Here is a 23,918-nt window from a genome sequence, read left to right on the forward strand (position 1 = left end):
GTTCCCGCCCCAGGCCCGGTTCGGCCGGACCTGGGGTTGGCGGTCTTCCCGCGTGCCCGGGTTGAGGTGCTCTTCTCGCGCCTCCCCACCCTGGGCGGTCTCCCGTGGGGAAGCCCGGGGCGGCGGACTGTGTGGGGTTCAGGGGTGGGTTTGGGCGGGCTCGGGGGAGTCGGTGTGGTCGAGGGGGTGGGCTAGTTCGTCGGCGGGCATGCGGGCCAGGACGATGGCCAGGATGGCGATGGGCAGAGGGATGATGCCGGCGATGATGAAGGTCGGGGCCAGGCCGATCAGTTCGCTCACCGGGCCGGCCAGGGCCATCGACAGGGGCATGAAGACCAACGAGACGAAGAAGTCGAGGCTGGAGACGCGGCCCAGCAGCTCCGGGGGGACTCGGCGTTGCAGGAGGGTGCCCCAGATGACCATCGGGGCGCTGAACAGGGCGCCGGTGAGGAAGGCTGCTCCGACGATGAGCCAGATGTTGCCGGCCACGCCGATGAAGATGAACGGCAGGCAGGCCACGCCCCACATGAGGTTCATGGCCGTGAGGTAGCGGCGGGGGAGCTTGCGGGAGGCCATGAAGAGAGAGGCCACGGCGCCGCTGATGCCGAAGGCGGTCATGACCATCGCGTGTTCCTCGGGGCCGCCGCCGGTGCCGTCCTTGACCGCGAACGGGATCAGGACCTCCATGGGGCCCATGATCACCAGGATCATCAGGGAGGCGAACAGGAGCGTGGCCAGCAGCCAAGGGGTTCGCAGCATGTAGACGAAGCCGTCGCGCAGGTCGATGGCCATGGACTTGACCGGGTGGCGGGGTTCCTCCGCCGACTGGTCGCGGCGCAGTGGCACGGGGCGCATGAAGACCAGGAAGGCCATGGCCACCAGCTGGGTTCCGGCGCCTACGGCGAGGGCCGCGCCGGGGCCCTGCGCGGAGACGAGGAAGCTGGCGATGGCGGGACCGGCGGCCTGCATGACGACCGGGCGGAGCACGCCCTCCACGCCGTTGGCGGCCAGGAGGTGGTCGGCGGGCACGATCGACGGGAGCATCGCGGAATAGGCCGGGTAGTAGAAGCCGCTGCCCACGCCGCGCACGAACGCCACCACCGCGAGGTGCCACAGCTCGATCACGCCGGTCAGGGACAGGGCGGCGATGGCCGTGGCGGTGACGGTCAGGGTCAGCTCGGTGATCATCAGGACGCGCCGCTGGGAGACGCGGTCGGCGATCACCCCGCCGAGCAGGACCGTGGCCAGCATGCCCGCCGCGGAGGCGGTCGCCACGACGGACAACTCGCCCGCCTGGCCTTTGAGGGCGATCACCTGCCACACCATGGCCATCAGCCACAGGCCCTCGCCCAGCACGGACGCGGTCAGGGAGCCGGCGAGCAGACGGTACTGGCCGTGCTGGAACGGGCGCAGCGGGCCGCGCAGCCAGCGCGCGCCCTGTTCGTTGACGGTCGGTTCGGACATGGTGCGGATCTCCTCGGAGAGTGTGATGGACACCACTATTGACCTAGGCACCGACAGAAAATCGTCGGCGTCCGCAGCGGAAGGCCACGGTAACCAGACGGGGCGGCTCGGGGCGACCCAATTCAGACCCACCAGCCTGACGGGCCAGCCGGGTAGTGGGTCAGCCGGGTAGTGGGTCAGCCAGGTAGTAGGTCAGCCGGGCAGTAGGTCAGCCGGGCAGCCGGGGTAGTAGGTCAGCCAGGCAGTGGGTCAGCCAGGCAAGCAGGGGGTCAGGCGAGCAGGGGGTGGGTCAGCGGGTCAGGGTGCGGCCGACCATGCGGGCGTACATGCGGCCCGGACTGGGGTCGGGCGCCAGGAACCCGGGCAGCATGGGCAGCCCCACCGCATGCGGCTCCAGCCGCTGGTACAGCTCGGCCGCGTCCAGTGGGCGGTTCTCGGGCCGCTTCTCCAGCAGTGCCCCTAGCAGTATGGCCAGTTCGGGCGGCAGCCCGGGTACGGCCGGCGGCGCCTCCTTGACCTGCTTTTCGAAGACGACGTAGTCCGTGGGCCCGGTGAACAGCTGCCGCCCGGTCAGCATCTCGTGCAGCACGCACCCCAGGGAGTAAAGGTCGCTGCGCGGATCGGCCACCCCTCTCTGGATCTGCTCCGGCGCCATGTAGGCAGGTGTGCCGAGGATCTGCCCGATCCGGGTGAACCCGCTGAGGTCGGACTCCCGGAGCATGGCCAGCCCGAAGTCGAGGACCTTCACGCTTCCGTCGGGGCAGAGCATGAGGTTGATCGGCTTGAGGTCCCGGTGGCAGATGGACAGCGCGTGGGCGGCCGACAGGACGGCGGCGGCCTGGGCGGCGATGGCGCAGGCCCAGGGGACGGGCAGGGGGCCGTGTTCGCTGACCACGTCGGCCACGGTGACGCCTTCGATGAACTGCATGACCTGGAAGAGCCGCTGCTCGTGGGTGCCGAAGTCGTAGAGGACGGGCGCGCCGGGGTGTTCCAGGCGGGCGAGGATGCGGGCTTCGCGGATGAAGCGCCGCTCGAGTTCGCCGTCGTCGTCGACGAGCCCGCGCATGTGCAGGAGCTTCACGGCGACCCTGCGGGACAGGTGGCGGTCGTGTCCGGCGTAGACGGCGCCCATGCCGCCCTGGCCGAGTGGCAGGTCGTCGAGCTCATAGCGGTCGCCGATGACCATTCGCCCCTCCCTGCCGCCTTTTCCGGAAAAACTACACCGTCCCGACTACGGGTGCAGATGCCCGTCGATCAAGCCGTCGAGACCGAGCCGGATCAGCTCCTGGCCGAGCGCGCTGGTCTCGCGTAGCGCGTCCTCCAAGGCTGCCAGGTGGCGGAACGCCTCGCCGTACGCTTGCTGCTCTTTCATGGGCAGGCGGGGCAGTCGGGTGCGGCGGGCGTCGAAGCGGCTGGAGCCGGTGGTGGCGCGGCCGCCGGCGCCGCGCAGGTAGCCGGCCAGGAAGTCGGCGTCGAGGCGGCGCGGGTCCACGCGGTACAGGGTGAGGTGGGGGCCGAGCACGCCGCCCGGCTCGGTCATCACGCGGACGCTGGAGTACGAGGTGACGACGTCGCCGGGCAGCACCGGGACCAGGCCCTCCTCGGTGGCGGTGCGGCCGGAGGGCCGGCTGCCGTGGGCGAGGTCGTCGGCGGTGAGCACGGGCAGTTCGCCGGCGCCGGCGGTCATGCGCGGCGGGGCTTGCAGGACGGCGACCAGGCCCTCCTTGATGAGGTCGCCGATCGTGGTGACGGGGCGGTCGAGCGGCTGGTCGAGCACCTTCAGGTCGGGTGGTACGGCGGAGGCCGTCAGGAAGCGGTCGCGGGCCGCGGTGAAGGCCCGGCCGAGGTCTTCGCGGCGGCGGTGCCTGGCCGGGGTCATGTCGACCTCGTCGGCGAGCAGGTCGATGATGCGCACGGCCTGGTCGGAACGGTCCTTCAGATGAGCGTGCCAGGCGGGCTCGACGGCGGGCAGGTCGTCGACGGCGTCCATGATCAGTACGTCGGAGGGCGGGCGTTCGCCGGGCACCGGGCGGCGCAGCAGCCACAGGTCGCTGCCGGGCAGGGCGATCACCGCGCGCAGGGCGCCGTTGCGCAGCAGGTTGGCGCGGATGCGGCGGCCGGGCTTGCGGCTGGCGGCGGCGGGCGGCATGAGGATCGCGACCACGCCGCCGGGGCGCACGTGCGCGAGGCAGTGTTGCACCCAGGCCAGCTCGGGCTCGCCGCGCGGGGGCAGGCCGTACTCCCAGCGGGGGTCGCCGGTCAGTTCCTCGTATCCCCAGGCGCGCTCGTTGAAGGGCGGGTCGCAGATGACGGCGTCGGCCGTGACGCCGGCGAAGCCGTCGTGGCGCAGGGTGTCGCCGGCCACGATCTCGGCCCCGAAGCCGCCGAGCCGGAGCCGGGCGGCGGCGATGCAGGCGGAGGAGTCGCTGAGGTCCTGGCCGAGGAAGCGCAGGCCCGGCGCGGTCCGGGCGGCGGTGAGCAGCAGGGTGCCGACGCCGCAGGCCGGGTCGAGGAGGGTGCCGCCGTCTGGGACGGCCAGCCGTACCATCAGCGCGGCCACGTCGTCGCGGGTGACCGAGAGCTGGCGGGAGTGGGCCTCCAGGTAGCGCTCGCAGAGGAAGTCGTAGGCGCTGGCGGCGCTCTGCTGGGCGGCGAGCTGGGTGATCATTTCCGTTAGAGAGGGCTCCAGAGTGCTCTCACCGCTGGTCAGGAGGGCGCCGGCCTCGGCCACGAGCTCGCCGAGGTGCAAATCTCCCGCGGCTTTCAGGCGTTGCCACACCCGATCCGCGACCGATACCTGGTAGGACTTCCCATAGCGTCGCAGCCAGGCTTCGATCTCGCGCAGGGAGAACAACGGCTGGTTGGCGGTTCCGCCGACCGGCTGGGGGAAGTCGTCGTGGCGGCGGCGCCAGTTGCTGACCGCGGCACGCCCGACACCGGCGAGCCGGGCTATGTCCCCGGCGTTGACGGTGGGGTCGTGGCTCATGACGCCCACATTAGTTCACAAGAGTCTTCAGCGCATCTGCTTGTGAAGTCTTTCAACCAATGATTTACTGCTGGGTATGAAGCACAACATCCGCTATGCCGCGGGATCAGACGTGGGCCGCCGCAGAGAGCAGAACGAGGACGCGGGGTACGCGAGCTCCCGCTTGCTTGTTGTGGCGGACGGCATGGGCGGGCACGCGGCCGGGGAGCTGGCGAGCTCGGCCGCGATCGCCGTCATGCGTGAGCTGGATGCGTCGCTTCCCGAGACGGGCGCCGACCTGGAGGCCGCGCTGGAAGGCGCGGTGCACGAGGCGGCGCGCAGGCTGGTCGAGCTGGCCGACATCGACCCGGCCCGCAGGGGCATGGGCACCACGGTGACCGCGACCCTGTGGGACGGCTACCGCTTCGCGCTGGCTCATCTGGGTGACTCCCGGGGCTACCTGCTTCGCGACGGTGCTCTTTACCAGATCACCAAGGATCACACACTGGTGCAGTCCATGGTGGACGAAGGCCGGATCACCGAGGATCAGGCGGCGGTGCACCCGCGCCGGTCGATGGTGCTGCGGGTGCTGGGCAGTGAGGGCCGCGCCGAGCCGGACATGTCGCTGCGCGAGGCCGAGCCTGGCGATCGTTACCTCCTCTGCTCCGACGGGCTTACCGGTGTGCTGGGCCCCGAGATCCTGCACGAGATCCTGACCACTGTGGCCGACCAGGAGCTCGCCGTCCAGAGGCTGATCGATCTGGCCAACCAGGGCGGCTCGCCGGACAACGTCACCGTCATCGTCGCCGACGTCATGGGTGTCGGCGAGGGCGACGAGAAGGTCTACAGAGTCGGGGCTGGCTCCTAGGCAGGATAGTAGTCACTCGGGCTAGTCACTCGCGTCACACAAGGCGTATTTCACCTCTTCGGTGACTATCTTCTTGATGTACGGCACGCGGTCGCGACGGCGCTACTACAGTCCATCGTGATCTGCCGGATATCTGGGAGGAGTCGTCCTGGACCCGATCGCTGAAGATCTTCTCGAACAGGTCCGCCCGGAGCTCGGTTACCGGGAGAAGGGCGGCCAGTACACCAAGTTCGGCGAGTGGTACGCGGATCGCCTCCAGGATCCCCAGTACAAGAACGCGCCATGGTGCGACATGTTCATCGCGTGGGCCGCGGACAAGGCGGGCATCGGCCAATATGTCGGCCAGTTCGCCTGGACCCCCTCACATGCCGCGTGGTTCATCAAACAGGGCGCCTGGTCACGCACTCCCGAGCCCGGAGCCCTGGTCTTCTACGACTGGAGCGGCGGCAAGAGCTACAAGGGCGTCGACCACGTGGGCATCGTGGAGAAGGTCGAAGGCTCCAAAATCCACACCATCGAAGCAAACGTCGACAAGGTCTGGTTAAAGCGGAAATTTCGTGACCAGGAGAAAGTCGTCGGCTATGGCCTTCCTCGTGTGGTGAAGGAGAAGATGGCCGCCGGCGAGATCCAGGCCACCGAGCAGCCCACCGCCTACGCCCCCGCGCTCAGGTCCTACCCCGAGCCGCCCGCGAGCAGCCCCTTCGACTTCCTCGGCACCCCGCACTTCCTTCTGGCCTGCATGGTCATCACCACGGTCGTGGTCAGCTTCCGCCTGGCCGGCCGCCGCCGCGGCACCCACCGGCGCGTCCTCTCCGCCGCCTCGCCCATCACGTGGAGCGCGCCGGCCCCGCGCATCCCACCGGACGACCTGATCGAGGAGCCCCCGCCCCGACCGAAGGGCAAGCGCCCGTACGAGCGCGTCTGAAAGGCCGTCACCTGCAAGGCTGGGCATTTAGTAGGACGTCCTAGTAGTTTGTAGGTGAGGCCCTTCACGAAGGAGTGATCTGGCGTGCACGTTCCGGCCCACCCCGTCCGTTTCGTGACCGCGGCGGCACTGTTCGACGGCCATGACGCCGCGATCAACATCATGCGGCGCATCCTGCAGAGCCAGGGCGCCGAAGTGATCCACCTCGGCCACAACCGCTCGGTGGACGAGGTCGTCACCGCCGCAATCCAGGAAGACGTCCAGGGCGTCGCCATCAGCTCCTACCAAGGTGGCCACGTCGAGTTCTTCACCTACCTGGTCGAGCTCCTGCGCGAGCGCGGCGCCGGCCACGTCAAGGTGTACGGCGGAGGCGGCGGCGTCATCGTCCAGGACGAGATCGACCTGCTGCACTCCCGCGGCGTCACCCGCATCTTCTCCCCGGAGGACGGCCAGCGCCTCGGCCTCCCCGGCATGATCAACAAGCTGATCGAGGAATGCGACGTCGAGCTGACCGACCCGCCCGAGAACGAGGCCGTCCTCGCCGGCGACCAGACGGCCCTGGCCCGGGCCATCACGCTCATCGAGTCCGGCCGCGCCTCCGACGGCCTTCTCCAGGGCATCAGAGGCGCCGGCCGCAGCGCCCCCGTCCTGGGCATCACCGGCACCGGCGGCTCCGGCAAGTCCTCGCTCACCGACGAGCTGGTCCGCAGGCTGCGCGTGGACAACGACGACAAGCTGCGCATCGCCGTCATCGCCATCGACCCCACCCGCAGGCGCGGCGGCGGGGCGCTGCTCGGCGACCGCATCCGGATGAACAGCCTCGGCCCCCAGACCTACTTCCGCTCGCTGGCCACCCGGGGCGCCGTCGCCGAGGTCCCCGAGCACCTGGACGACGTCATCGCCGCCTGCCGCGCCGCCGGGTACGACCTGGTGATCGTGGAGACGCCCGGCATCGGGCAGGGCGACGCCGGGATCGTCCCGCACGTGGACGTGCCGATCTACGTGATGACACCCGAGTTCGGCGCCGCCTCCCAGCTCGAGAAGATCGACATGCTCGACTTCGCCGAGGCCGTGGCCATCAACAAGTACGAGCGCCGCGGCGCCGAGGACGCCCTGCGCGACGTGCGCCGCCAGCTCGTGCGCAACCGCGAGGCGTTCGGCGTCAAACCGGATGACATGCCGGTCTTCGGCACCATCGCCGCCCGCTACAACGACGCCGGCGTCACCGCCCTCTACCAGCACCTGAAGGAGCTGCTGACGGAGAAGGGCATGTCCGCCGGGCCGGGACTGCTGCCGAAGGTGCAGGGCCGTACCTCGCAGGTCGCCGCGGCGATCGTGCCGCCGGCGCGGGTGCGCTACCTGGCCGAGATCGCCGAGACCGTGCGCGGCTACCACGCCGAGACGGCCGCCCAGGTCGAGATCGCCCGCCGCAGGCAGCAGCTCGCCGCCGTGCGCGAGATGCTCGGCGAGGATGCGGCCGGCCTCGGCGAGGGTACGGCGGGCCTCGGCGAGGGTACGGCGGGCCTCGACGAACTCCTCGGCCGGGCCGAGTCCGAGCTGTCGGCCGAGTCCCGCGCGCTGCTGGCGGACTGGCCCGCCACCAAGGCGGCCTACCAGGCCGACGAGCTGGTGGTGAAGGTGCGCGACAAGGAGCTGCACACTCCGCTGTGGCGCGAGACGCTGTCGGGCAACCGCATCCCGAGGGTCGCGCTGCCGCGCTTCGAGGACCACGGCGAGCTGCTGCGCTTCCTCCGGAGCGAGAACCTGCCCGGCCGCTTCCCGTTCACTGCGGGCGTCTTCCCGTTCAAGCGCGACGACGAGGACCCGACCCGCATGTTCGCCGGCGAGGGCGACCCGTTCCGCACCAACCGCCGCTTCAAGCTGCTGTCGGAGGGCCAGCCCGCCACGCGCCTGTCCACCGCGTTCGACTCGGTGACGCTGTACGGCCACGACCCCGACCTCCGGCCCGACATTTACGGAAAAGTCGGGACTTCGGGGGTCTCCATCGCCACCCTCGACGACATGAAGGTGCTCTACGGCGGCTTCGACCTCAGCTCGCCCAGCACCTCGGTCTCCATGACCATCAACGGCCCGGCGCCGACGATCCTGGCCTTCTTCCTCAACGCCGCCATCGACCAGGCCCTGGAGCGGAACCCGGACGCGGACCCGGCCGAGGTCAGGGCCGCCACCCTGGCCACGGTGCGGGGGACCGTACAGGCGGACATCCTCAAGGAGGACCAGGGCCAGAACACCTGCATCTTCTCCACCGAGTTCTCGTTGCGCATGATGGCCGACATCCAGGAATGGTTCATCCGCAACCGGGTGCGCAACTTCTACTCCGTCTCGATCTCCGGCTACCACATCGCCGAGGCCGGGGCGAACCCCATCAGCCAGCTCGCCTTCACCCTGGCCAACGGCTTCACCTACGTCGAGGCGTACCTGGCGCGCGGCATGAAGGCGGACGACTTCGCGCCGAACCTGTCGTTCTTCTTCTCCAACGGCATGGACCCGGAGTACTCGGTGCTCGGGCGCGTAGCCCGGCGCATCTGGGCGGTCGCGATGCGCGAGAGGTACGGCGCCGGCGAACGCTCCCAGAAGCTCAAGTACCACATCCAGACCTCCGGGCGTTCCCTGCACGCCCAGGAGATGAACTTCAACGACATCCGCACCACGCTGCAGGCCCTGATCGCCATCTACGACAACTGCAACAGCCTGCACACCAACGCCTACGACGAGGCGGTGACCACGCCGTCGGCCGAGTCGGTGCGCAGGGCCATGGCCATCCAGCTCATCATCAACCGGGAGTGGGGCCTGGCCCGCAACGAGAACCCGCTGCAGGGCGCGTTCATCATCGACGAGCTGACCGACCTGGTCGAGGAGGCGGTGCTGAAGGAGTTCGAGCGGCTGTCGGACCGCGGCGGCGTCCTGGGCGCGATGGAGACCGGCTACCAGCGCGGCAAGATCCAGGACGAGTCGATGCTGTACGAGACGCGCAAGCACGACGGCTCGCTGCCGATCATCGGCGTCAACACCTTCCGCAACGGCGACGACGGCGCCGAGCAGCACAAGAAGCTCGAGCTGGCCCGCGGCACCGAGGAGGAGAAGCAGTCGCAGCTCGACCGGCTGCACGCCTTCCACGAGCGGCACCGCGCCGAGGCCCCGGCCGCGCTGGCCAGGCTGCGCGAGGCGGCGATGTCGGACGGCAACGCCTTCGAGGTGCTCATGGACGCGGCGCGGGTGTGCTCGCTGGGGCAGATCACCGACGCGCTCTTCGAGGCGGGCGGGCAGTACCGGCGCAACGTTTAGGCCATCCGCAAGGCGGTCATGGTTCGGTGCATGACGACCCTCGCTGAGCAGTTTGTCCAGGTTTTGATTCAGGCCGGTGTGGAACGCGTCTACGGCGTGGTGGGCGACAGCCTCAACCCCGTCGTGGACGCGATCCGCCGCTCCGGGTCCATCGAGTGGGCCCACGTGCGCAACGAGGAGGCCGGCGCCTTCGCCGCCGCGGCCGAGGCGCAGGTCACCGGACGGCTGGCCGTCTGCGCGGGCAGCTGCGGGCCCGGCAACACCCATCTGATCCAGGGGCTGTACGACGCCCAGCGCAGCGGCGTGCCCGTGCTCGCGCTGGCCTCGCACATCCCGAGCACGCACATCGGCACCGGCTACTTCCAGGAGACCCACCCGGAGCGGCTGTTCACCGAGTGCAGCGTCTACTGCGAGCCGATCAACTGGCCCGGCCAGATGCCCCGGGTGCTGCGCACCGCGATCCAGCACGCCGTGGGCCTGAGCGGCGTCGGCGTGGTCGTGCTGCCCGGCGACGTGGCCCACCAGAAGGCCGTTCATCCCGTGGGAGCGCACGACATGCTGGTCCGGCGCGGGATCGTGCACCCGCCCGCCGACCAGGTCGCCCAGCTCGCCACCGCGCTCAACGAGGCGGAGCGGGTCATGCTGTTCTGCGGCGCGGGCGTGCGCGCCTCGCACGACGAGGTCATGGCGCTGGCCGCCCGGGTGAACTCGCCCGTCGGGCACGCGCTGCGCGGCAAGGAGTGGATCCAGTACGACAACCCGTACGACGTCGGCATGAGCGGCCTGCTCGGCTACGGCGCCTGCTACGAGGCCACGCAGGAGGCCGACGTGGTGGTGCTGGTCGGCACGGACTTCCCCTACACCGACTTCCTGCCGGGCCGCCGCACCGTGCAGATCGACAGCGACGCCTCCGTCTTCGGCCGCCGCACGCCGCTGGACCTGGCCGTCCACGGTGACGTGGCCACGACGCTGCGGGCCGTACTGCCCCAGGTACGGCAGAAGCACGACCGGCGCTACCTCGACCGGATGCTGCGCGAGCACTGCAAGAAACTGGAGCACGTGGTCGAGGCGTACACCCGCGACATCAAGGACAGGGCGCCCATCCACCCCGAGTACGCCGCGAGCATCCTGGACGAGCTGGCCGCCGACGACGCCGTGTTCACCGTGGACACCGGCATGTGCAACGTCTGGGCCGCCCGCTACCTCACTCCGAACGGCCGGCGGCGGGTCATCGGCTCGTTCAAGCACGGCTCGATGGCCAACGCGCTGCCGCACGCGATCGGCGCCGCGTTCGCCGACCGGAGCCGCCAGGTGATCTCGATGTCCGGCGATGGAGGGCTGGCCATGCTGCTCGGTGAACTGATCACGGTCAAGCTGCACGACCTGCCGGTCAAGACCGTGGTGTTCAACAACTCCTCGCTCGGCATGGTGAAGCTGGAGATGCTCGTGGACGGCCTGCCCGACTTCGGCACCGACCACGAGCAGGTCTCCTACGCGGCCGTGGCGAAGGCGGTGGGCATCCCGTCGATCACGGTGACCAAGCCGGGGGAGATCCGGGACGCGCTGGCCGAGGCGTTCGCGGCCGACGGCCCCTACCTCGTCGACCTGATCACCGACCCGGACGCGCTGTCGATGCCGCCGAAGGTCTCGGCCGAGCAGATGAAGGGGTTCGCGCTGGCCGCGGGGAAGATCGTGCTGTCCGGAGGGGTGGGCCGGATGGTGGACATGGCCAGGAGCAACCTCCGAAATGTGAAGGGCATATGATCCCGTGCTTGGGGAGCACAGCTAACTGGAGGTTCACATGTCTGAGATCACGTTCAAGGGCAACCCGGTCACGGTCGGCGGCACGTTCCCGCAGCCCGGAGACACCGCGCCCGGCTTCACACTGGTGGCCAAGGACCTGTCCGACGTCTCGCTGGCCGACTACGGCACGAAGACGAAGGTGCTCAACATCTTCCCGAGCCTGGACACCGGCGTCTGCGCGGCCTCGGTGCGGCGCTTCAACGAGGTGGCCGCCGAGCACCCGGAGGCGGTCGTGCTGTGCGTCTCGGCCGACCTGCCGTTCGCCCAGGGCCGCTTCTGCGGCGCCGAGGGGCTGGACAAGGTCGTCACGCTCTCGCTGATGCGCGGCCGTGAGTTCCTGGCCGACTACGGCGTCGCCCAGGAGAGCGGGCCGCTGGCGGGCCTGGCCGCGCGGGCGGTCGTGGTGCTCGACGGCGACAACAAGGTCGTCTACTCCGAGCTGGTCCCGGAGATCGTGCAGGAGCCCGACTACGAGAGCGCGCTGAAGGCTCTCTAGTCCGCGTTCTTGCGGCCCAGGCCGCAGAGGATGAGCGAACGCTCAGGGTGCTCCGGGAAGTCGATGAAGTCGGCTTCCTCGGGGCGCCACTGGGGCAGCCACACCACCCCCGGCTCGACCATCTCGAACCCGTCGAACAGCGCCTCGATCTCGCTCCTGCTGCGCAGCGTGAGCGGGCTGGCGGAGTTGCGGTAGACCTCGGTGCCCTTGCTGACCGCGGCCTGGCGGGCGTCGCTGGTGCCGTGGGACAGCGCGATGAAGCTGCCGGGCGCCAGGGCGTCCCGGAGCGTCGCGATGATCCGGCCGGTGTCGTCGCCGCGGCCGATGAAGTGCAGCACCGCCACCAGCAGCAGCCCGATGGGCCGGTCGAAGTCGAGGCCCAGCTCGGCGTTCTTGAGGATCTCCTCCGGGTCGCGCAGGTCCCCCCAGACCGCGGTGGTGTCCCGTTCGCTGGCGGTCAGCAGCGCGCGGGCGTGCACGAGCACGACCGGATCGTTGTCCACGTAGGCGATCCGCGAGCCCGGCGGCGCCACCTCGTGCACGTTGCCGCGGGTGGGCAGGCCGGTGCCGATGTCGAGGAACTGCGTGATGCCCTGTGCCGCCAGGTACCTCACCGCCCGGCCGAGGAACGCGCGGTTGGCCCGCGCGGCCGCGCGCAACTCGGGTGCGACCCGCAAGATCTTCTCAGCCGCCGCCCGATCGGCCGGGAAGTTGTCTTTGCCGCCCAGGTAGTAGTCGTACAAGCGGGCGGCGTTGGGCTTCGTCGGATCAAAGCCCCTTGGTCCCCTCTGGTCCAACCGGTGATCCCCCGATCACGTTGAGTCGGCCTTTACCGCGAGTCTACGGATTCGGCTCTCGATGCCAAGCAAGATCGACCATAACGTCCGTAGGGGGGTCACGGTGCTATAGAACGCCATACGGGATACTTGACCGGTGCCGATCGACGACACCGGAACCCCCTTCGCCGCGCCCGAGCGCGTGCGGCGCATCGTCTCCCTCGTCCCGTCACTGACCGAGTCGGTCGCCGCCACCGTGCCCGAGGCGCTGACCGGCGCCACCGACTGGTGCACCCACCCGGCCGGCCTCGACGTCACCCGCGTGCGCGGCACCAAGAACCCCGACCTCGACACGATCACCGGCCTGCGGCCCGACGTGGTGCTGGCCAACTTCGAGGAGAACCGCGAACCCGACATCCGAGCGCTCCGCGAGGCGGGCATCCCCGTCTGGGTGACGGTGATCAGGACGGTCGAGGAGGCGTTCACCTCGCTGGCCAGGATGTTCGAGCAGGCGTGCCGCGTGCCGTCACCCGAATGGCTGGCCGCGGCCGAGGCCGCCTGGAACCTGCCCGAGCCACCCGCCCGCCGGACCGCCGTCGTGCCCATCTGGCGGCGCCCCTGGATGGTCGCCGGCAGCGGCACCTTCACCGGCGACGTCCTGCGCCGCCTCGGCGTGGACAACCTCTACGAGAACCACCCCGAGCGCTATCCCAAGATCCCGCTGGACGAGCTGGTCGCCGCCGCGCCCGACCTGGTCGTGCTGCCCGACGAGCCCTACGCCTTCTCGGCCGACGACGGGCCCGAGTCCTTCCCCGGCCTGCGCTGCGTGCCCGTCAGCGGGCGCCTGCTCACCTGGTACGGTCCGTCGCTGGCGAGCGCGCCCCGACTGCTTTCCGCGGCGCTGGGCCGTACCTGAGACTGGGGGCGAGCTCGGGGCCCAGAGCGGCGTCGACCACGTCGGGGGAGAGCACGTGCTCGGTCACGAGCACCGCCGTGCCCACGATGCCGGCCCGGTCGCCGAGCGTGCTGGTGACGATGTCGAGGTTGCGGGTGGTGTACGGCAGGCTGCGCCGGTAGACGCTCTCCCGGATGCCGGTCAGGTAGTGCTCCCCGGTCTCCGCCATGTCCCCGGCCAGCACCAGCACCCCGGGGTTGAGCAGGCTGACCGCCGTCGCCAGCACGATTCCCAAGGTCCGGCCGGCCTCCTGGGTGAGCGCGATGGCCCCGGGATCGCCCGCCTGCACGAGCCGGACGACGTCCCGGCTGGCGGGCCGGCCGAGCTGCAGCGCGAGGGCGTGCCCGCTGGCCAGCGAGGCGACGCAGCCGCGCGAGCCGCACGTGCAGACCCGGTGGTCGCCCTCGCGCAGCCGCACGTGGCCGATGTTGCCCGCGGCCGCCTCCACGCCCCGGTAGACGCGGCCGTCGATGACGATGCCGGCGCCGATGCCGGTGGAGACCTTGACCAGGAGCAGCGAGGAGGTCTCGCGCCAGCGCCACCACCATTCGCCCAGCGCCATCGCGTTGGCGTCGTTCTCCACCAGGATCGGTACGTCGAAGCCGGCACCGATGGTCTCGGCGATGGGGAACTCGTCCCAGCCGGGCATGACGAACGACCTGGCCACCCGGCTCGTGGCCTGGTTCACCGAGGCGGGCAGGTCGAGGCCGATGCCGCAGACCCGGCCGGGGGCCTGGCCGGTGCGGTCGAGCAGGCGCTGGAATGCCTGCCGTACCCAGGACAGGACGGGCTCGGGGCCGAGGTCGATGCGCATGTCGGTGTGCTCCTCGGCCACGGGGCGGGCGGCGAGGTCGGTCAGCGCCACGCGGGCGTGCCCGGCGCCGAGGTCGGCCACGAGCACGAAGCGGTTGGTGGCGTCGAGGTCGAGCACCGACGGCGGCCGGCCGCCCCCGGAGACTCCCACGCCGGACTCGTGGATGTATCCGGCCTCGATCAGGCGGTCCACCCGGTCGGTGATCGTGGAGCGCGACAGGCCGGTGATCTCGATGAGCTCTTTGCGGGTGCGGCAGGAGCCGCCGCGGATCAGCCGGAGGATCTGCCCTGCCGTCAGCATGGTTCATCCCTTCTCCGCCCCCGCGGTGAGCCCTTCGGTCAGCAGGCGTTCGCCGGCGAAGAAGACGATCACGATGGGCAATGTCAGAACCACCGATCCCGCCATGAGGACGGTGGTCGGAATCTCGATGCTGCCCGCCAGCTGCGACAGTCCGAGGGAGACGGTCCATCTCTCCGGCCGCTCGACGAGGAAGAGCAGGGCGAACAGGAACTCGTTCCAGGCGATCATGAAAGCGTACAGCCCGGTCGCCATGAGCGCGGGCTTGGACAGCGGCAGCACGACCCGCCAGATGGTCGCCAGGCGCGAGCAGCCGTCGATGGCCGCCGCCTCCTCGACGCTCCGGGGGACGCTCTCGAAGTAGTTGCGCAGCATGTAGACGATGACGGGCACGGTCTGGGCGATGTAGACGAGGACGAGCCCGGCCAGCGAGCCGCGCAGGCGCAGCATCGAGAACAGCACGAACAAGGGGATGGCCGGCACGATCGCGGGGAAGAGGTAGACGGCCAGGAACAGCGCGTGCACCTGGCGGCGGCCGAAGAAGCGCAGCCTGGCGACGGCGTAGGCGCCGGGGACGGAGACCATGAGCGTGACGGTCACCGAGGCGGCGGCCACGACCGCGCTGTTGCGCATGAAGGTCAGGAAGCCCTGCCGGGTCAGCACGTCGGCGTAGGTGCCCAGGGTCGGCTCGCGCGGCCAGAGCGAGCCCGGCTCCAGGATGAGCTCCTGGATGTCGCGCACCGACAGCATCACCATGTAGAGGAACGGGAACGCGGTGACCGCGAAGAGCACGGCGATCACCAGCGGCCTCAGCGCCCGTAACAGGGCCCGCTCGACCCTATCCCTGCTCACGCGCACCCCCGAAGAAGCGCAGGTAGACCACGACGAAGACGGCGAGCACCGCGGCCAGCACGAGGGCCTGCGCGGCGGCGGCGCCGAGGTCGTCGCGGGCGGTCAGGAAGGTGTAGACCCGCACGGAGATCACCTCGGTGCCGGCGCCGCCGCCGGTCAGCAGGTAGACGTCGTCGAACTTGGTGAAGGTGAAGACGAACCGCAGCACCGACAGCAGCGCGATGACCCGCCAGAGCTGGGGCAGGATCACGTACCTGAAGCGCTGGGAGGGGGTGGCGCCGTCGACCACGGCCGCCTCGTCCAGTTCCCTGGGCAGGGCCTGCAGACGGGCCAGGAGGAACAAGAAGGCGAAGGGGAAGTACCGCCACGCCTCGAAGGCGATCACGGTCAGCAGCGCCACCGGGACCTCGAGGCCCAGGAAGGTCCCGCGGGCCTGTGACAGGAAGGCGATGGGCTCGGGCAGCCAGGTGTTCACGATCCCGTACTGCGGGTTGAGCATCACCTCCCACAGGAAGGCCACGGCGACCACCGGCGCGACGTACGGCACCAGTACGGCGGCGCGCACCAGCGTCCGCCCGGGGAACCTGCCGCGCAGCGCCAGCGCCGCCACCAGCCCGATCCCGATGGATAAGGCGGTCCCGGCCACCGTGTACACCAGCGTGGTGGCCAGCGACGCCCAGAAGCCGGGCTCGGTCAGCACGTAGGCGAAGTTCTCCAGCGTGTAGCGGCCGAAGACGCCGACGCGCCGGATGTTGATCAGCCGGACGTTCTGGAAGGCCAGCATGACCGCCCACGCCAGCGGCGCCACCACGACCACCAGCGTGATCACCAGGGTCGGCGTGATCAGCGCCAGCCCGGCACGGCCCTCCTGCCTGCGGAGTGTGACGCTCATCTGCGGAGCCCGCGCTTGATGGTCTCGACGTCGGCCTTGGCCCGGTCCGCGGCCTCCTGCGGGGACAGGCCGCCCGCGACCAGGATGCTGAGCGCCTTGGGCACCGGCAGCTCGCCCATCATGGCGCCGGCGAGCTTGCCCTGGCCCTGCGGGATGCCCCAGCGGGCGAAGGAGTCGGGGCTCTGCCGCAGCGCCTTCAGCGTGGCCGCCGGGTAGATCGCGCTCAGCGGCTTCTTGATGTCCACTCCGGCGGGCAGTTTGTCCCATGCCGGTCCGTACGTGGTGCGGGTGGGGAACTTGCCCTCCGGCGCCATGCCCAGCCAGCGGTCGTAGCCGTCGGTCATCATGAAGTTCACGAACCGGGCGGCCGGTTCGGTGGCGGCGCCCCGGGGGATCGCCCAGGAGACGATCTCGCCGTACTGCGCCGGCGCCCTGCCGTCTGGCCCCTTGAGCGCGGTCACGATGCCGGTGTTCTTCGCCAGCCACTCCTTGTCGGCCCGGCATTCGGCGCAGGACGGCAGCACGTCGGCACGCAGCCCGGCCAGCTCGTCGAGGATGAACGACGACCAGATCGTCATGGCCGCCTTGCCGGCGAAGTAGGTGGCGCGGGTGGAGTCGACATCCTGCTCGCCCTTGACCGAGTAGCGCGCGGCCAGCGTGGCGTAGAACTCGAACGCCCGAACGCAGTTGTGGTAGGCGAGCGTGATGGCCCCGGAGGCGTCGATCAGCTCACAGTCGTTGGCCAGCGCCACGTGCTCGAAGCTCTGGGCGGTGAAGGCGTCCTTGGCCGCGTCGGCCAGCGTGATCCCGGCGACCTGCGGACCGTGCAGCTTGGCGGCGGCGGCCAGCAGCCGCTCATAGGTGTCCGGCGGCTGGAGCCCGGCCCGCTGGAACAGGTCCTTGCGGTAGAGGATCAGCTGGGCCCAGCCGTCGCTCGGCACCGCCAGCAGCGTGCCGCCCGCGGTGTTGAGCTGGAGCGAGCGGGCGGAGAAGGTGTCGCGCCCGAGCATGTCCACGATCCGGCCGGGCGTCTCGGTGTCGAGCAGCTCGTCGGCCTCCATCTCGCGCACGGCCGCCAGCGGCAGCGCCCCGATCACGTCGGGCAGGTCGTCGGCGGCGGCCGCGGCGATCAGGGTCTGGCTGAACTGGTCCTCGGCCACCGGCACGAGCTTCACGCTGATCCCGGTCGCCTCGGTGAACTCGGCGGCGAGCCTGGTCTGCACGGCCATCCGGTCCGGGAGGTTCTCCTCGGTCCAGACGGTGATCTCGTTGGGCGGCGCGGGCTGCCCGCCGTCCCCGCAGGCCGCCGTGACCAGTACGGCGACGCTGAGGACGGCGGTGACCTTTCCTGGCATGGCACGCTCCTCGGTCTGCAGCCCGGTGCTCCGAGCAACCCGACCACCAGGCGCCGGTTCGACGATGGACCGCCTTTACCCCGGGATCAGCGGCCGCAACGTGTCGTGGGCGATTACGAGGCCGGTCCGCACCTTCTCGGCGCTCCCACTCCAGACCGGGTCCTCGTGCTCCACTGATACCACCCCGTCGTACCCGCCTTCCTGTAGCGCGTCAATGATGGCGGTCCAGGCGATTTGCCCACGTCCGGGGACCCGATAGCGGTACCACCCCTTCTCTCCGGAGATTGGGCCATAAAAGCTGAATCGGTTGATCTGTCCCGGCAGGATCTCGACGTCCTTGGCCTGCACGTGCGCGATGTGCGAGATGTACGGCCGCGCCGCCGCCACCGGATCGATCCCCAGCGCCACCAGATGGGACGGGTCGTAGTTCAGCTTGAGCCCGAGGCCGAACATCCACTCCCAGAGCTCCGGCGAGTAGGCCAGGTTGCCCGGATAGCCGTCGGGATGCCAGCTCTTCATGAGGCAGTTCTCGATGACGAGCTCGACCCCGTGCCGCCGGGCGTGCTCGACCAGCGGGCCGAAGACGTCCTCGGCCTTCTTGAGGTTGTCGCGCACGCTCAGCCCGGGGTCGCGGCCGATGAAGGTGCCGACGCTCGGGCCGCCGAGTTCGGCGGCGGCCTCGACGCACCGCCGTACGTGGGCGTTCACCTGCGGCCCTTCGGATGGGTGCAGGTTGTTCGCGTAATAGGCGATCGAGGAAAGGGTGAGTCCGGTCTCCGCGAAGATTTTCCTGACCCGTTCGCTCTCCGCGGTGTTGAAACGGTCGGCTCTGATGTGATTCCGGGCGTCTGGTGACGGCCAGGCGGCCACTTCGAGAGCCTGGAAGCCCTGGTCGGCGGCCCAGTGTGCAATGTCGGAAAGGTGGCTTTCCGGAAGACACGCGGTCAGCAAACCCAATTTCATCGGCTACCTCCGACAGAAGACGTAGACTTGTGAGTGTTTATGGCGCAAGTTCCGCGTGCAATCAAGCTCTAACTCGCAGACTTTTGTTTGATCAAAAAAAGTAAGTGTGGGGAATGCACGTCATCACCATTCAAGGTCCGGGCGTCGTCCGGGTCGAGCGAGAGCAGGCCGCCGCGCTGGAGCCGGGGTGCGTGCGGGTGCGCACGATCTATTCGGGCGTCTCCGCGGGCACCGAGCTGACCGCCTATCGCGGCACCAATCCCTATCTGACCAAGAAGTGGGACAACGAACGACGGCTGTTCGTCGACGGGCAGACCCACGCCTATCCGCTCGCCGGCTGGGGCTACCAGGAGGTCGGCGAGGTCGTCGAGGCCGCCCCCGACGTGGCCGCGCCCGCGCTCGGCAGCCTCGTCTGGGGCATCTGGGGCCACCGGCGGGAAGCCGTGCTGCCCGCCGCCAAGCTCGCCGGGCACGAACTGCCGCCCGGCGCCGACCCGCTGACCGGCGTCTTCGCCCGCGTCGGCGCCATCGCCCTCAACGCCGTGCACGCCGCCGACCTGCACCTCGGCGACGAAGTGGCGATCTTCGGCCAGGGTGTCATCGGCCTGCTCGCCACCCGCCTCGCCGTGCTCAGCGGCGCCCGCGTGCTGGCCGCCGACGCCATCCCCGACCGCCTCGAACTCGCCCGCCGGTACGGCGCGGCCGAGACGTTCGACGTGCGGGAGGGCTCGGCCGCCGAGTTCCTGCGCAAGAAGTGCGCCGGCGCCGACGCGGTCATCGAGCTCAGCGGCAACCACGCCGGCCTCCACGAGGCCATCAGGACCGTCGTCAGAGGCGGCCGGGTCGTGGCCGCCGGCTTCTACCAGGGCGAAGGACTCGGCCTGCGGCTCGGCGAGGAGTTTCACCACAACCAGGTGCAGCTCGTCTCCTCCCAGATCGGCGGCGTGGCCACCTGGCTGGCCCACCGCTGGGACGTCGAGCGGCTGCAGCGCACGTTCATGGGGCTCGTGCACGGCGGTGACGTGGACACCGCACCGCTGACCAGCCACGTCGTGGACATCGCCGACGCGGCCGGCGCCTACGACCTGATCGACCGCCACCCGGCCGAGGTGCTGCAACTCGTCTTCACATTCAAGGAGCCAGAGTGAAGCTTGCCGTACAGGAACAGCTTCTGCCCGGACGCAGCCTGCAGGAGAAGTTCGCCTTCGCGGTCGATGCCGGGTTCGAGGCCATCGAGCTGCGCGGCAAGGGCGACTTCCACTTCGCCGGGCGGCTGACCGAGCTCAAGCGGGCGCTGGCCGACGGCGTGGTCATGCCGACCGTCTGCGTGGAGATGCCGCACTTCATCGGCGACTTCGACCCGGCCAGGCGCACCGACGCCATCCAGCAGGTGCGCTCCCAGCTCACCGTCATCGCCGAGCTGGGCGGCGTCGGCGTCACGACGCCCGCCTCCTGGGGGCAGTTCTCCCGGCGGCTGCCGCCGTTCGAGCCGCCGCGCAGCCCGTCGGAGGACCGCGAGGTGCTGGCCGAGGCGCTGGGCGTCCTCGGCGAGCACGCGCAGCGCAACGGCGTGCTCATCATGCTGGAGCCGCTCAACCGCTACGAGAACCACATGGTCAACACCCTGGCCGAGGCGGTTTCCTACTGCTCCATGGACTCGATCAAGGTCGTCGGCGACACCTACCACATGAACATCGAGGAGGACGACCCCTGCCGCTCGCTGGTGGAGGCCGCGCCGTACCTCGCCCATATGCAGATCAGCGAGTCGAACCGGAACCAGCCCGGCACCGGGCACCTCGACTGGGGGGCGCAGCTGGCCGCGCTCGACGCCGCCGGCTACGACGGATACCTGGCGCTGGAGTGCCGGCTGAGGGGTGAGCCGGAGATCGTGCTGCCGCAGACGGCCGCGTTCGTCAGGAAGTTCCTGTGATCCGCGAGGCCGTGCGCGTCCTGGTGGCCAACTGGGACGGCGCCTACACGGTTCCCTCGCGGCGGCTGTATCCCCACCAGTGGAGCTGGGACTCGGCCTTCGTCGCGATCGGCAACGCCCACTGGTCGCCGCGCCGGGCCAGGTCGGAGCTGCTGTCGTTGTTCGGCGCCCAGTGGCGCGACGGGCGGGTGCCGCACATCGTCTTCAACCCGCGGGTGCCCGAGGGCGCCTACTTCCCCGGCCCGGAGTTCTGGGAGGCCCGCGCGCCCTCCGGGGCGGCCACCTCGGGCATCGTGCAGCCGCCGGTCCACGCGCTGGCCGCCTGGCGGGTCCATCAGGCGGAGCCGAACCCGGCCTTCCTGCGCAGGATCTACCCCAGGCTGGTGGCCCAGCAGCGGTTCCTGCGCGAGGCGCGGCGCTCGGCAGACGGGCTGATCTCGATCGTGCACCCGTGGGAGTCCGGCATGGACAACAGCCCGGCGTGGGACGGGACGCTGGCCGCCGTCCAGGCCGGGCCCATGGGCGCGCGGCGGCGCGACCTGACGCACGTCAGCGCCGACGAGCGGCCCACCGACCGCGACTACGAGCGCTACACCGCGCTGGCCCGCGCCTACCGCGACACCGGCTACCGCAGGGCCGGCGCCTTCGCCGTCGAGGACCCGCTGTTCAACGCCGCCTACGGGGTGGCCGAGGCGTCGCTGGCCCGCATCGCCGACGCGATCGGCCGTGACCCGGAGCCGCACCGCCGCGAGGCCGCCGCGATCACCACCGCGATGATCGCCCACCTCTACGACGACGGCCTCTTCCAGGCCCGCGACGCCACCACCGGCTGCGCGATCCGCTCCCAGAGCGCCGCCGGGCTGGTCCCGCTCATGCTCGACGACCTGCCGCGGGAGATCGCCAACGCGCTCATCGGCACCGCCCTCGACCGCTTCGGCATCGGCGACGGGCAGCTCCCGAGCTACGCGCCCGGGGCGGCGGAGTTCGACCCGGTCCGCTACTGGCGCGGGCCGAGCTGGCTCAACCTGACCTGGATGGTCTGGCAGGGGCTGCGCCACCGCCGCGCCGACCTGGCGGAGCGGCTGGCCGAGGGCATGATCGGCGCGGTCGGCCGGTCCGGCTTCCGCGAGTACTTCGACCCGTTCACGCTGGCCGGGCACGGCAGCCACGACTTCTCCTGGTCAGCCGCGCTCATCCTGGACGTCGCGGCAGAGCACGGCCTGGACGGCGTGCCGCCGGCGGGCGGCGAGGTCGCGAAGGAGCTGGGGGGCCTTGCCGAAGCGGACGAGGTCGGTGATCACGTGCCGGCGTAGCCACGGGCCGATGCCGTGCAGGAGCTCGACCGTCTCGCGGGAGAGCCGGTCGCGGTTCCAGGCGTGGGCCAGGCCCCGCGGCACCCGGCCGATCTGGGCGCAGCGCAGGCTCAGGCCGTTGTGGTGGAACTCCTCGCCGAGCCGTACCTCGCCGGCGCCTTCCGTGTAGAAGGCCAGGTCGATCACGGTGCCCTGCGGGCGCAGGAGCCTGAGCGCGAGCGCCAGCGCCCTGGCCTGGCCGCGGCATTGGAAGACCACGTCGGCGCCGTGCTCGCCGGGCCCGTGCCGCCAGCGGTGCTTGAGCCCGAGCGCGTCCTCGGCGAGGACGGTCTCCACGCCCAGCTCGGCGGCCACGCACAGCCGGGCCGGGGTCTCGTCCACCACCGTGACCTCGGTCCCGTGCCCGGCGCCCGCGGCGAAGGCCGCCGTCAGCAGCCCCACCACGCCCGCCCCGACCACCACGACCCGCCGCCCGCGCACGCCGTCGCGCAACTGCTGCACGCCGGCGCCGTGCAGGTCGTGCGCCGCGTGCAGCAGGCCGTTGGCGCAGATCGGTCCCATGTGCGCCACGTAGATCCCGAGCAGCGGGTCGAGGTCGGGCGGCAGCTCGACGAAACGGTCGCGCAGCGGGTCGGCCGCGTAGGCGGTGCGGTGCCCGTAGGCCATGGCGACCAGCCGCCCCTCCGCCACCGCGCCGGTACGGCTGTGCACCACCATGCCCACCTGCATGTACCCGATGCCCCGCACCGGATAGGCCACCCCCGGCCGCCCCGTGCCGAACACCCCGAGCACCGGATCCCAGGAGGCGCGCAGGTACGGGTTGGTCCCCTTGACGTAGGTGAGCTCGGTCCCGGCGGAGACGCCGCTGAAGACGGTCTCGACCAGGAAGCCGCCCTCCGGCGCGACCGGCGCGTCCTGGTGGACCATGCTCACCCGGCCGGGGCCGTCGATGCTGAGCAGCTCAGTCATCCAGCACCACCGGCACGCCCTCGGCCGCCGACCGCGCCACCGCCCCGGCCAGCCGGTGGGTCCGCAGCGCCTCGGGGTACGGCACGCGCACGTCGGCCGCCCTGCCCTGTACGGCGTTGACGAACTCCCTGTCCACCCGGACCTTGGCCGCCCCGCTCTCCTCGTGGATCGTGCGTCCGTCCACGACCAGGAGTTCCTCGCCGAGGTCGAGCGTGATGCCGTCGGCGTGCACCTCCAGCCCGGCCCGGTACTTGCCCCCGCACAGGCTCGTGGTGGCCAGCGTGCCCACGGCGCCTCCGGCGAAGCGCACCACGGCCGCGGTGGCCCGGTCGACGACCCCTTCCTCGGCGGGCCCAGCGGGTACGGCGTGCACCATCGTGACCTCGCCGACCAGGACCCTGGCCAGGTCCAGCACGTGGACGAGCTGCTCGACGACCTGGCCGCCGGAGCCGCCGGGCCGTAACCACCAGTCCACGGGCGGCACCTTGTCGAGCCAGTGGCCGAGGGCCAGCCGTACCGGGCGGCCGTCGAGAAGGTCGCGGGCGCGCGGCAGATTGTCGAGGTAGCGCCAGTGGTGCCCCACGGCCGACGGCAGGCCGCGGCGGGATATCTCGGCGGCGATTTCCTCCGCCGTTTCCTGATCCAGTGACAATGGTTTTTCCACGAATAGTGGAAGATTGCACGATAAAGCGTCATGTTCCGGGTTGCCGTGGGCGAAAGGCGGCACGCACACGTAGATCGCATCCAGCCCGCCGGCCTCCAGAAGGCCGGTGTGGCTCGGGTAGGCGGGCGCGGCGTACCGTGCGGCCAGGGCCTCGGCCTTGGGGAGATCGGTGTCGGCGATTCCGGCAATCCTCACGCCGGGGAATGCGGACAGGACCTGCGCGTGACGTGCTGCCACATTTCCAGCTCCGATGATGCCTATACGCGTTGTGGGCGACACAGGTTTGCATATCCCACATCTCGCGGTGAACA

General features: G+C 70.5%; 19 protein-coding genes and 1 pseudogene. 9 read left to right on the plus strand and 11 right to left on the minus strand.

Features of this window, described 5'->3' with window-relative positions; translation table 11 throughout:
• Positions 1 to 138 precede the first annotated feature (138 nt).
• The 3 genes from FVE25_RS26725 to FVE25_RS26735 all read right to left on the minus strand — a co-directional run bounded on the left by FVE25_RS26725 (position 139) and on the right by FVE25_RS26735 (position 4,450).
• Positions 139 to 1,596 (minus strand): MFS transporter, encoded by a 1,458-nt coding sequence (locus FVE25_RS26725; protein WP_343046161.1) that lies wholly within the window; start codon positions 1,594 to 1,596, stop codon positions 139 to 141.
• A gap of 157 nt (positions 1,597 to 1,753) precedes the next feature.
• Positions 1,754 to 2,650, minus strand: a complete 897-nt coding sequence (locus tag FVE25_RS26730; RefSeq protein ID WP_157249828.1) for a serine/threonine-protein kinase — start codon at positions 2,648 to 2,650, stop codon at positions 1,754 to 1,756.
• Between the two features lie 45 nt (positions 2,651 to 2,695).
• A complete protein-coding gene (locus FVE25_RS26735; RefSeq protein ID WP_157249829.1) occupies positions 2,696 to 4,450 on the minus strand; it encodes an N-6 DNA methylase in 1,755 nt (584 codons plus the stop codon).
• Positions 4,451 to 4,526: 76 nt separating this feature from the next.
• Between FVE25_RS26735 and FVE25_RS26740 the strand changes: the two genes are divergently transcribed.
• The 5 genes from FVE25_RS26740 (at position 4,527) to tpx (ending at position 11,827) form a co-directional block, all read left to right on the plus strand.
• Entirely contained in the window at positions 4,527 to 5,297 is a 771-nt protein-coding gene (locus tag FVE25_RS26740; protein WP_157249830.1) for a PP2C family protein-serine/threonine phosphatase, read from the plus strand.
• A 157-nt stretch (positions 5,298 to 5,454) separates the two neighbouring features.
• On the plus strand, positions 5,455 to 6,222 hold the full coding sequence (locus FVE25_RS26745) for a CHAP domain-containing protein (RefSeq protein WP_281367904.1): 768 nt from the start codon (positions 5,455 to 5,457) through the stop codon (positions 6,220 to 6,222).
• Positions 6,223 to 6,306: 84 nt separating this feature from the next.
• A complete protein-coding gene (icmF, locus tag FVE25_RS26750; protein WP_157249831.1) occupies positions 6,307 to 9,528 on the plus strand; it encodes a fused isobutyryl-CoA mutase/GTPase IcmF in 3,222 nt (1,073 codons plus the stop codon).
• A gap of 30 nt (positions 9,529 to 9,558) precedes the next feature.
• Positions 9,559 to 11,292, plus strand: a complete 1,734-nt coding sequence (locus tag FVE25_RS26755; RefSeq protein WP_157249832.1) for a pyruvate dehydrogenase — start codon at positions 9,559 to 9,561, stop codon at positions 11,290 to 11,292.
• Positions 11,293 to 11,329: 37 nt separating this feature from the next.
• Complete coding sequence (tpx, locus tag FVE25_RS26760; RefSeq protein ID WP_157249833.1) at positions 11,330 to 11,827, plus strand: thiol peroxidase; 498 nt, start codon at positions 11,330 to 11,332, stop codon at positions 11,825 to 11,827.
• On the opposite strand, the gene FVE25_RS26765 is transcribed toward tpx, so the two are convergent.
• On the minus strand, positions 11,824 to 12,624 hold the full coding sequence (locus tag FVE25_RS26765; RefSeq protein ID WP_157249834.1) for an SAM-dependent methyltransferase: 801 nt from the start codon (positions 12,622 to 12,624) through the stop codon (positions 11,824 to 11,826). The two genes, tpx and FVE25_RS26765, sit on opposite strands and share 4 nt — an antisense overlap.
• 136 nt (positions 12,625 to 12,760) lie before the next feature.
• Between FVE25_RS26765 and FVE25_RS26770 the strand changes: the two genes are divergently transcribed.
• Positions 12,761 to 13,519: a helical backbone metal receptor gene (locus FVE25_RS26770; protein WP_425489502.1), complete on the plus strand. Its 759-nt coding sequence runs from the start codon at positions 12,761 to 12,763 to the stop codon at positions 13,517 to 13,519.
• On the opposite strand, the gene FVE25_RS26775 is transcribed toward FVE25_RS26770, so the two are convergent.
• The 5 genes from FVE25_RS26775 to FVE25_RS26795 all read right to left on the minus strand — a co-directional run bounded on the left by FVE25_RS26775 (position 13,452) and on the right by FVE25_RS26795 (position 18,731).
• The gene (locus FVE25_RS26775) at positions 13,452 to 14,672 is read right to left on the minus strand and encodes an ROK family transcriptional regulator (RefSeq protein ID WP_157249835.1); all 1,221 of its coding nucleotides are present in this window, start codon (positions 14,670 to 14,672) and stop codon (positions 13,452 to 13,454) included. The two genes, FVE25_RS26770 and FVE25_RS26775, sit on opposite strands and share 68 nt — an antisense overlap.
• Positions 14,673 to 14,675: 3 nt before the next feature.
• Positions 14,676 to 15,521, minus strand: a complete 846-nt coding sequence (locus FVE25_RS26780; protein ID WP_181019724.1) for a carbohydrate ABC transporter permease — start codon at positions 15,519 to 15,521, stop codon at positions 14,676 to 14,678.
• Positions 15,508 to 16,413, minus strand: coding sequence for a carbohydrate ABC transporter permease (locus tag FVE25_RS26785; RefSeq protein WP_157249836.1), 906 nt, complete (start codon positions 16,411 to 16,413; stop codon positions 15,508 to 15,510). Before FVE25_RS26785 ends, FVE25_RS26780 begins: the two co-directional genes overlap by 14 nt.
• Positions 16,410 to 17,768 carry an ABC transporter substrate-binding protein gene (locus FVE25_RS26790; RefSeq protein ID WP_157249837.1) on the minus strand — a complete coding sequence of 453 codons (1,359 nt, stop codon included), beginning with the start codon at positions 17,766 to 17,768 and terminating at the stop codon, positions 16,410 to 16,412. The genes FVE25_RS26785 and FVE25_RS26790 overlap by 4 nt, the downstream gene beginning before the upstream one ends.
• A gap of 75 nt (positions 17,769 to 17,843) precedes the next feature.
• Positions 17,844 to 18,731, minus strand: a complete 888-nt coding sequence (locus FVE25_RS26795; RefSeq protein WP_157249838.1) for a sugar phosphate isomerase/epimerase family protein — start codon at positions 18,729 to 18,731, stop codon at positions 17,844 to 17,846.
• A gap of 113 nt (positions 18,732 to 18,844) precedes the next feature.
• Between FVE25_RS26795 and FVE25_RS26800 the strand changes: the two genes are divergently transcribed.
• From FVE25_RS26800 to FVE25_RS57080, 3 genes and pseudogenes are all read left to right on the plus strand, one after another.
• Positions 18,845 to 19,879 carry a zinc-dependent alcohol dehydrogenase gene (locus FVE25_RS26800; RefSeq protein WP_157249839.1) on the plus strand — a complete coding sequence of 345 codons (1,035 nt, stop codon included), beginning with the start codon at positions 18,845 to 18,847 and terminating at the stop codon, positions 19,877 to 19,879.
• Positions 19,876 to 20,661: a sugar phosphate isomerase/epimerase family protein gene (locus FVE25_RS26805; RefSeq protein ID WP_157249840.1), complete on the plus strand. Its 786-nt coding sequence runs from the start codon at positions 19,876 to 19,878 to the stop codon at positions 20,659 to 20,661. Before FVE25_RS26800 ends, FVE25_RS26805 begins: the two co-directional genes overlap by 4 nt.
• Before the next feature lie 23 nt (positions 20,662 to 20,684).
• Positions 20,685 to 21,833, plus strand: a pseudogene (locus FVE25_RS57080) (MGH1-like glycoside hydrolase domain-containing protein); the annotation flags it as partial.
• Positions 21,834 to 21,842: 9 nt separating this feature from the next.
• Here the strand turns inward: FVE25_RS57080 and FVE25_RS26815 are convergent.
• A complete protein-coding gene (locus FVE25_RS26815) occupies positions 21,843 to 22,943 on the minus strand; it encodes a zinc-binding dehydrogenase (RefSeq protein WP_157249841.1) in 1,101 nt (366 codons plus the stop codon).
• A complete protein-coding gene (locus FVE25_RS26820; protein ID WP_281367898.1) occupies positions 22,936 to 23,886 on the minus strand; it encodes a Gfo/Idh/MocA family protein in 951 nt (316 codons plus the stop codon). Before FVE25_RS26820 ends, FVE25_RS26815 begins: the two co-directional genes overlap by 8 nt.
• Positions 23,887 to 23,918 lie beyond the last annotated feature (32 nt).

Origin of the sequence: Nonomuraea typhae (genome assembly GCF_009760925.1) — a bacterium.
GTDB classification, from domain to species: domain Bacteria; phylum Actinomycetota; class Actinomycetes; order Streptosporangiales; family Streptosporangiaceae; genus Nonomuraea; species Nonomuraea typhae.

What these genes read in the sequence shown, in the direction of transcription:
- FVE25_RS26755 (WP_157249832.1), top strand. Translation starts at nt 9,559, where the DNA reads ATGACGACCCTCGCTGAGCAGTTTGTCCAGGTTTTGATTCAGGCCGGT.
- FVE25_RS26775 (WP_157249835.1), bottom strand. Translation starts at nt 14,672, where the DNA reads ATGCTGACGGCAGGGCAGATCCTCCGGCTGATCCGCGGCGGCTCCTGC.
- FVE25_RS26735 (WP_157249829.1), bottom strand. Translation starts at nt 4,450, where the DNA reads ATGAGCCACGACCCCACCGTCAACGCCGGGGACATAGCCCGGCTCGCC.
- FVE25_RS26740 (WP_157249830.1), top strand. Translation starts at nt 4,527, where the DNA reads ATGAAGCACAACATCCGCTATGCCGCGGGATCAGACGTGGGCCGCCGC.
- FVE25_RS26800 (WP_157249839.1), top strand. Translation starts at nt 18,845, where the DNA reads ATGCACGTCATCACCATTCAAGGTCCGGGCGTCGTCCGGGTCGAGCGA.
- FVE25_RS26785 (WP_157249836.1), bottom strand. Translation starts at nt 16,413, where the DNA reads ATGAGCGTCACACTCCGCAGGCAGGAGGGCCGTGCCGGGCTGGCGCTG.
- FVE25_RS26730 (WP_157249828.1), bottom strand. Translation starts at nt 2,650, where the DNA reads ATGGTCATCGGCGACCGCTATGAGCTCGACGACCTGCCACTCGGCCAG.
- tpx (WP_157249833.1), top strand. Translation starts at nt 11,330, where the DNA reads ATGTCTGAGATCACGTTCAAGGGCAACCCGGTCACGGTCGGCGGCACG.
- FVE25_RS26795 (WP_157249838.1), bottom strand. Translation starts at nt 18,731, where the DNA reads ATGAAATTGGGTTTGCTGACCGCGTGTCTTCCGGAAAGCCACCTTTCC.
- FVE25_RS26815 (WP_157249841.1), bottom strand. Translation starts at nt 22,943, where the DNA reads ATGACTGAGCTGCTCAGCATCGACGGCCCCGGCCGGGTGAGCATGGTC.
- FVE25_RS26790 (WP_157249837.1), bottom strand. Translation starts at nt 17,768, where the DNA reads ATGCCAGGAAAGGTCACCGCCGTCCTCAGCGTCGCCGTACTGGTCACG.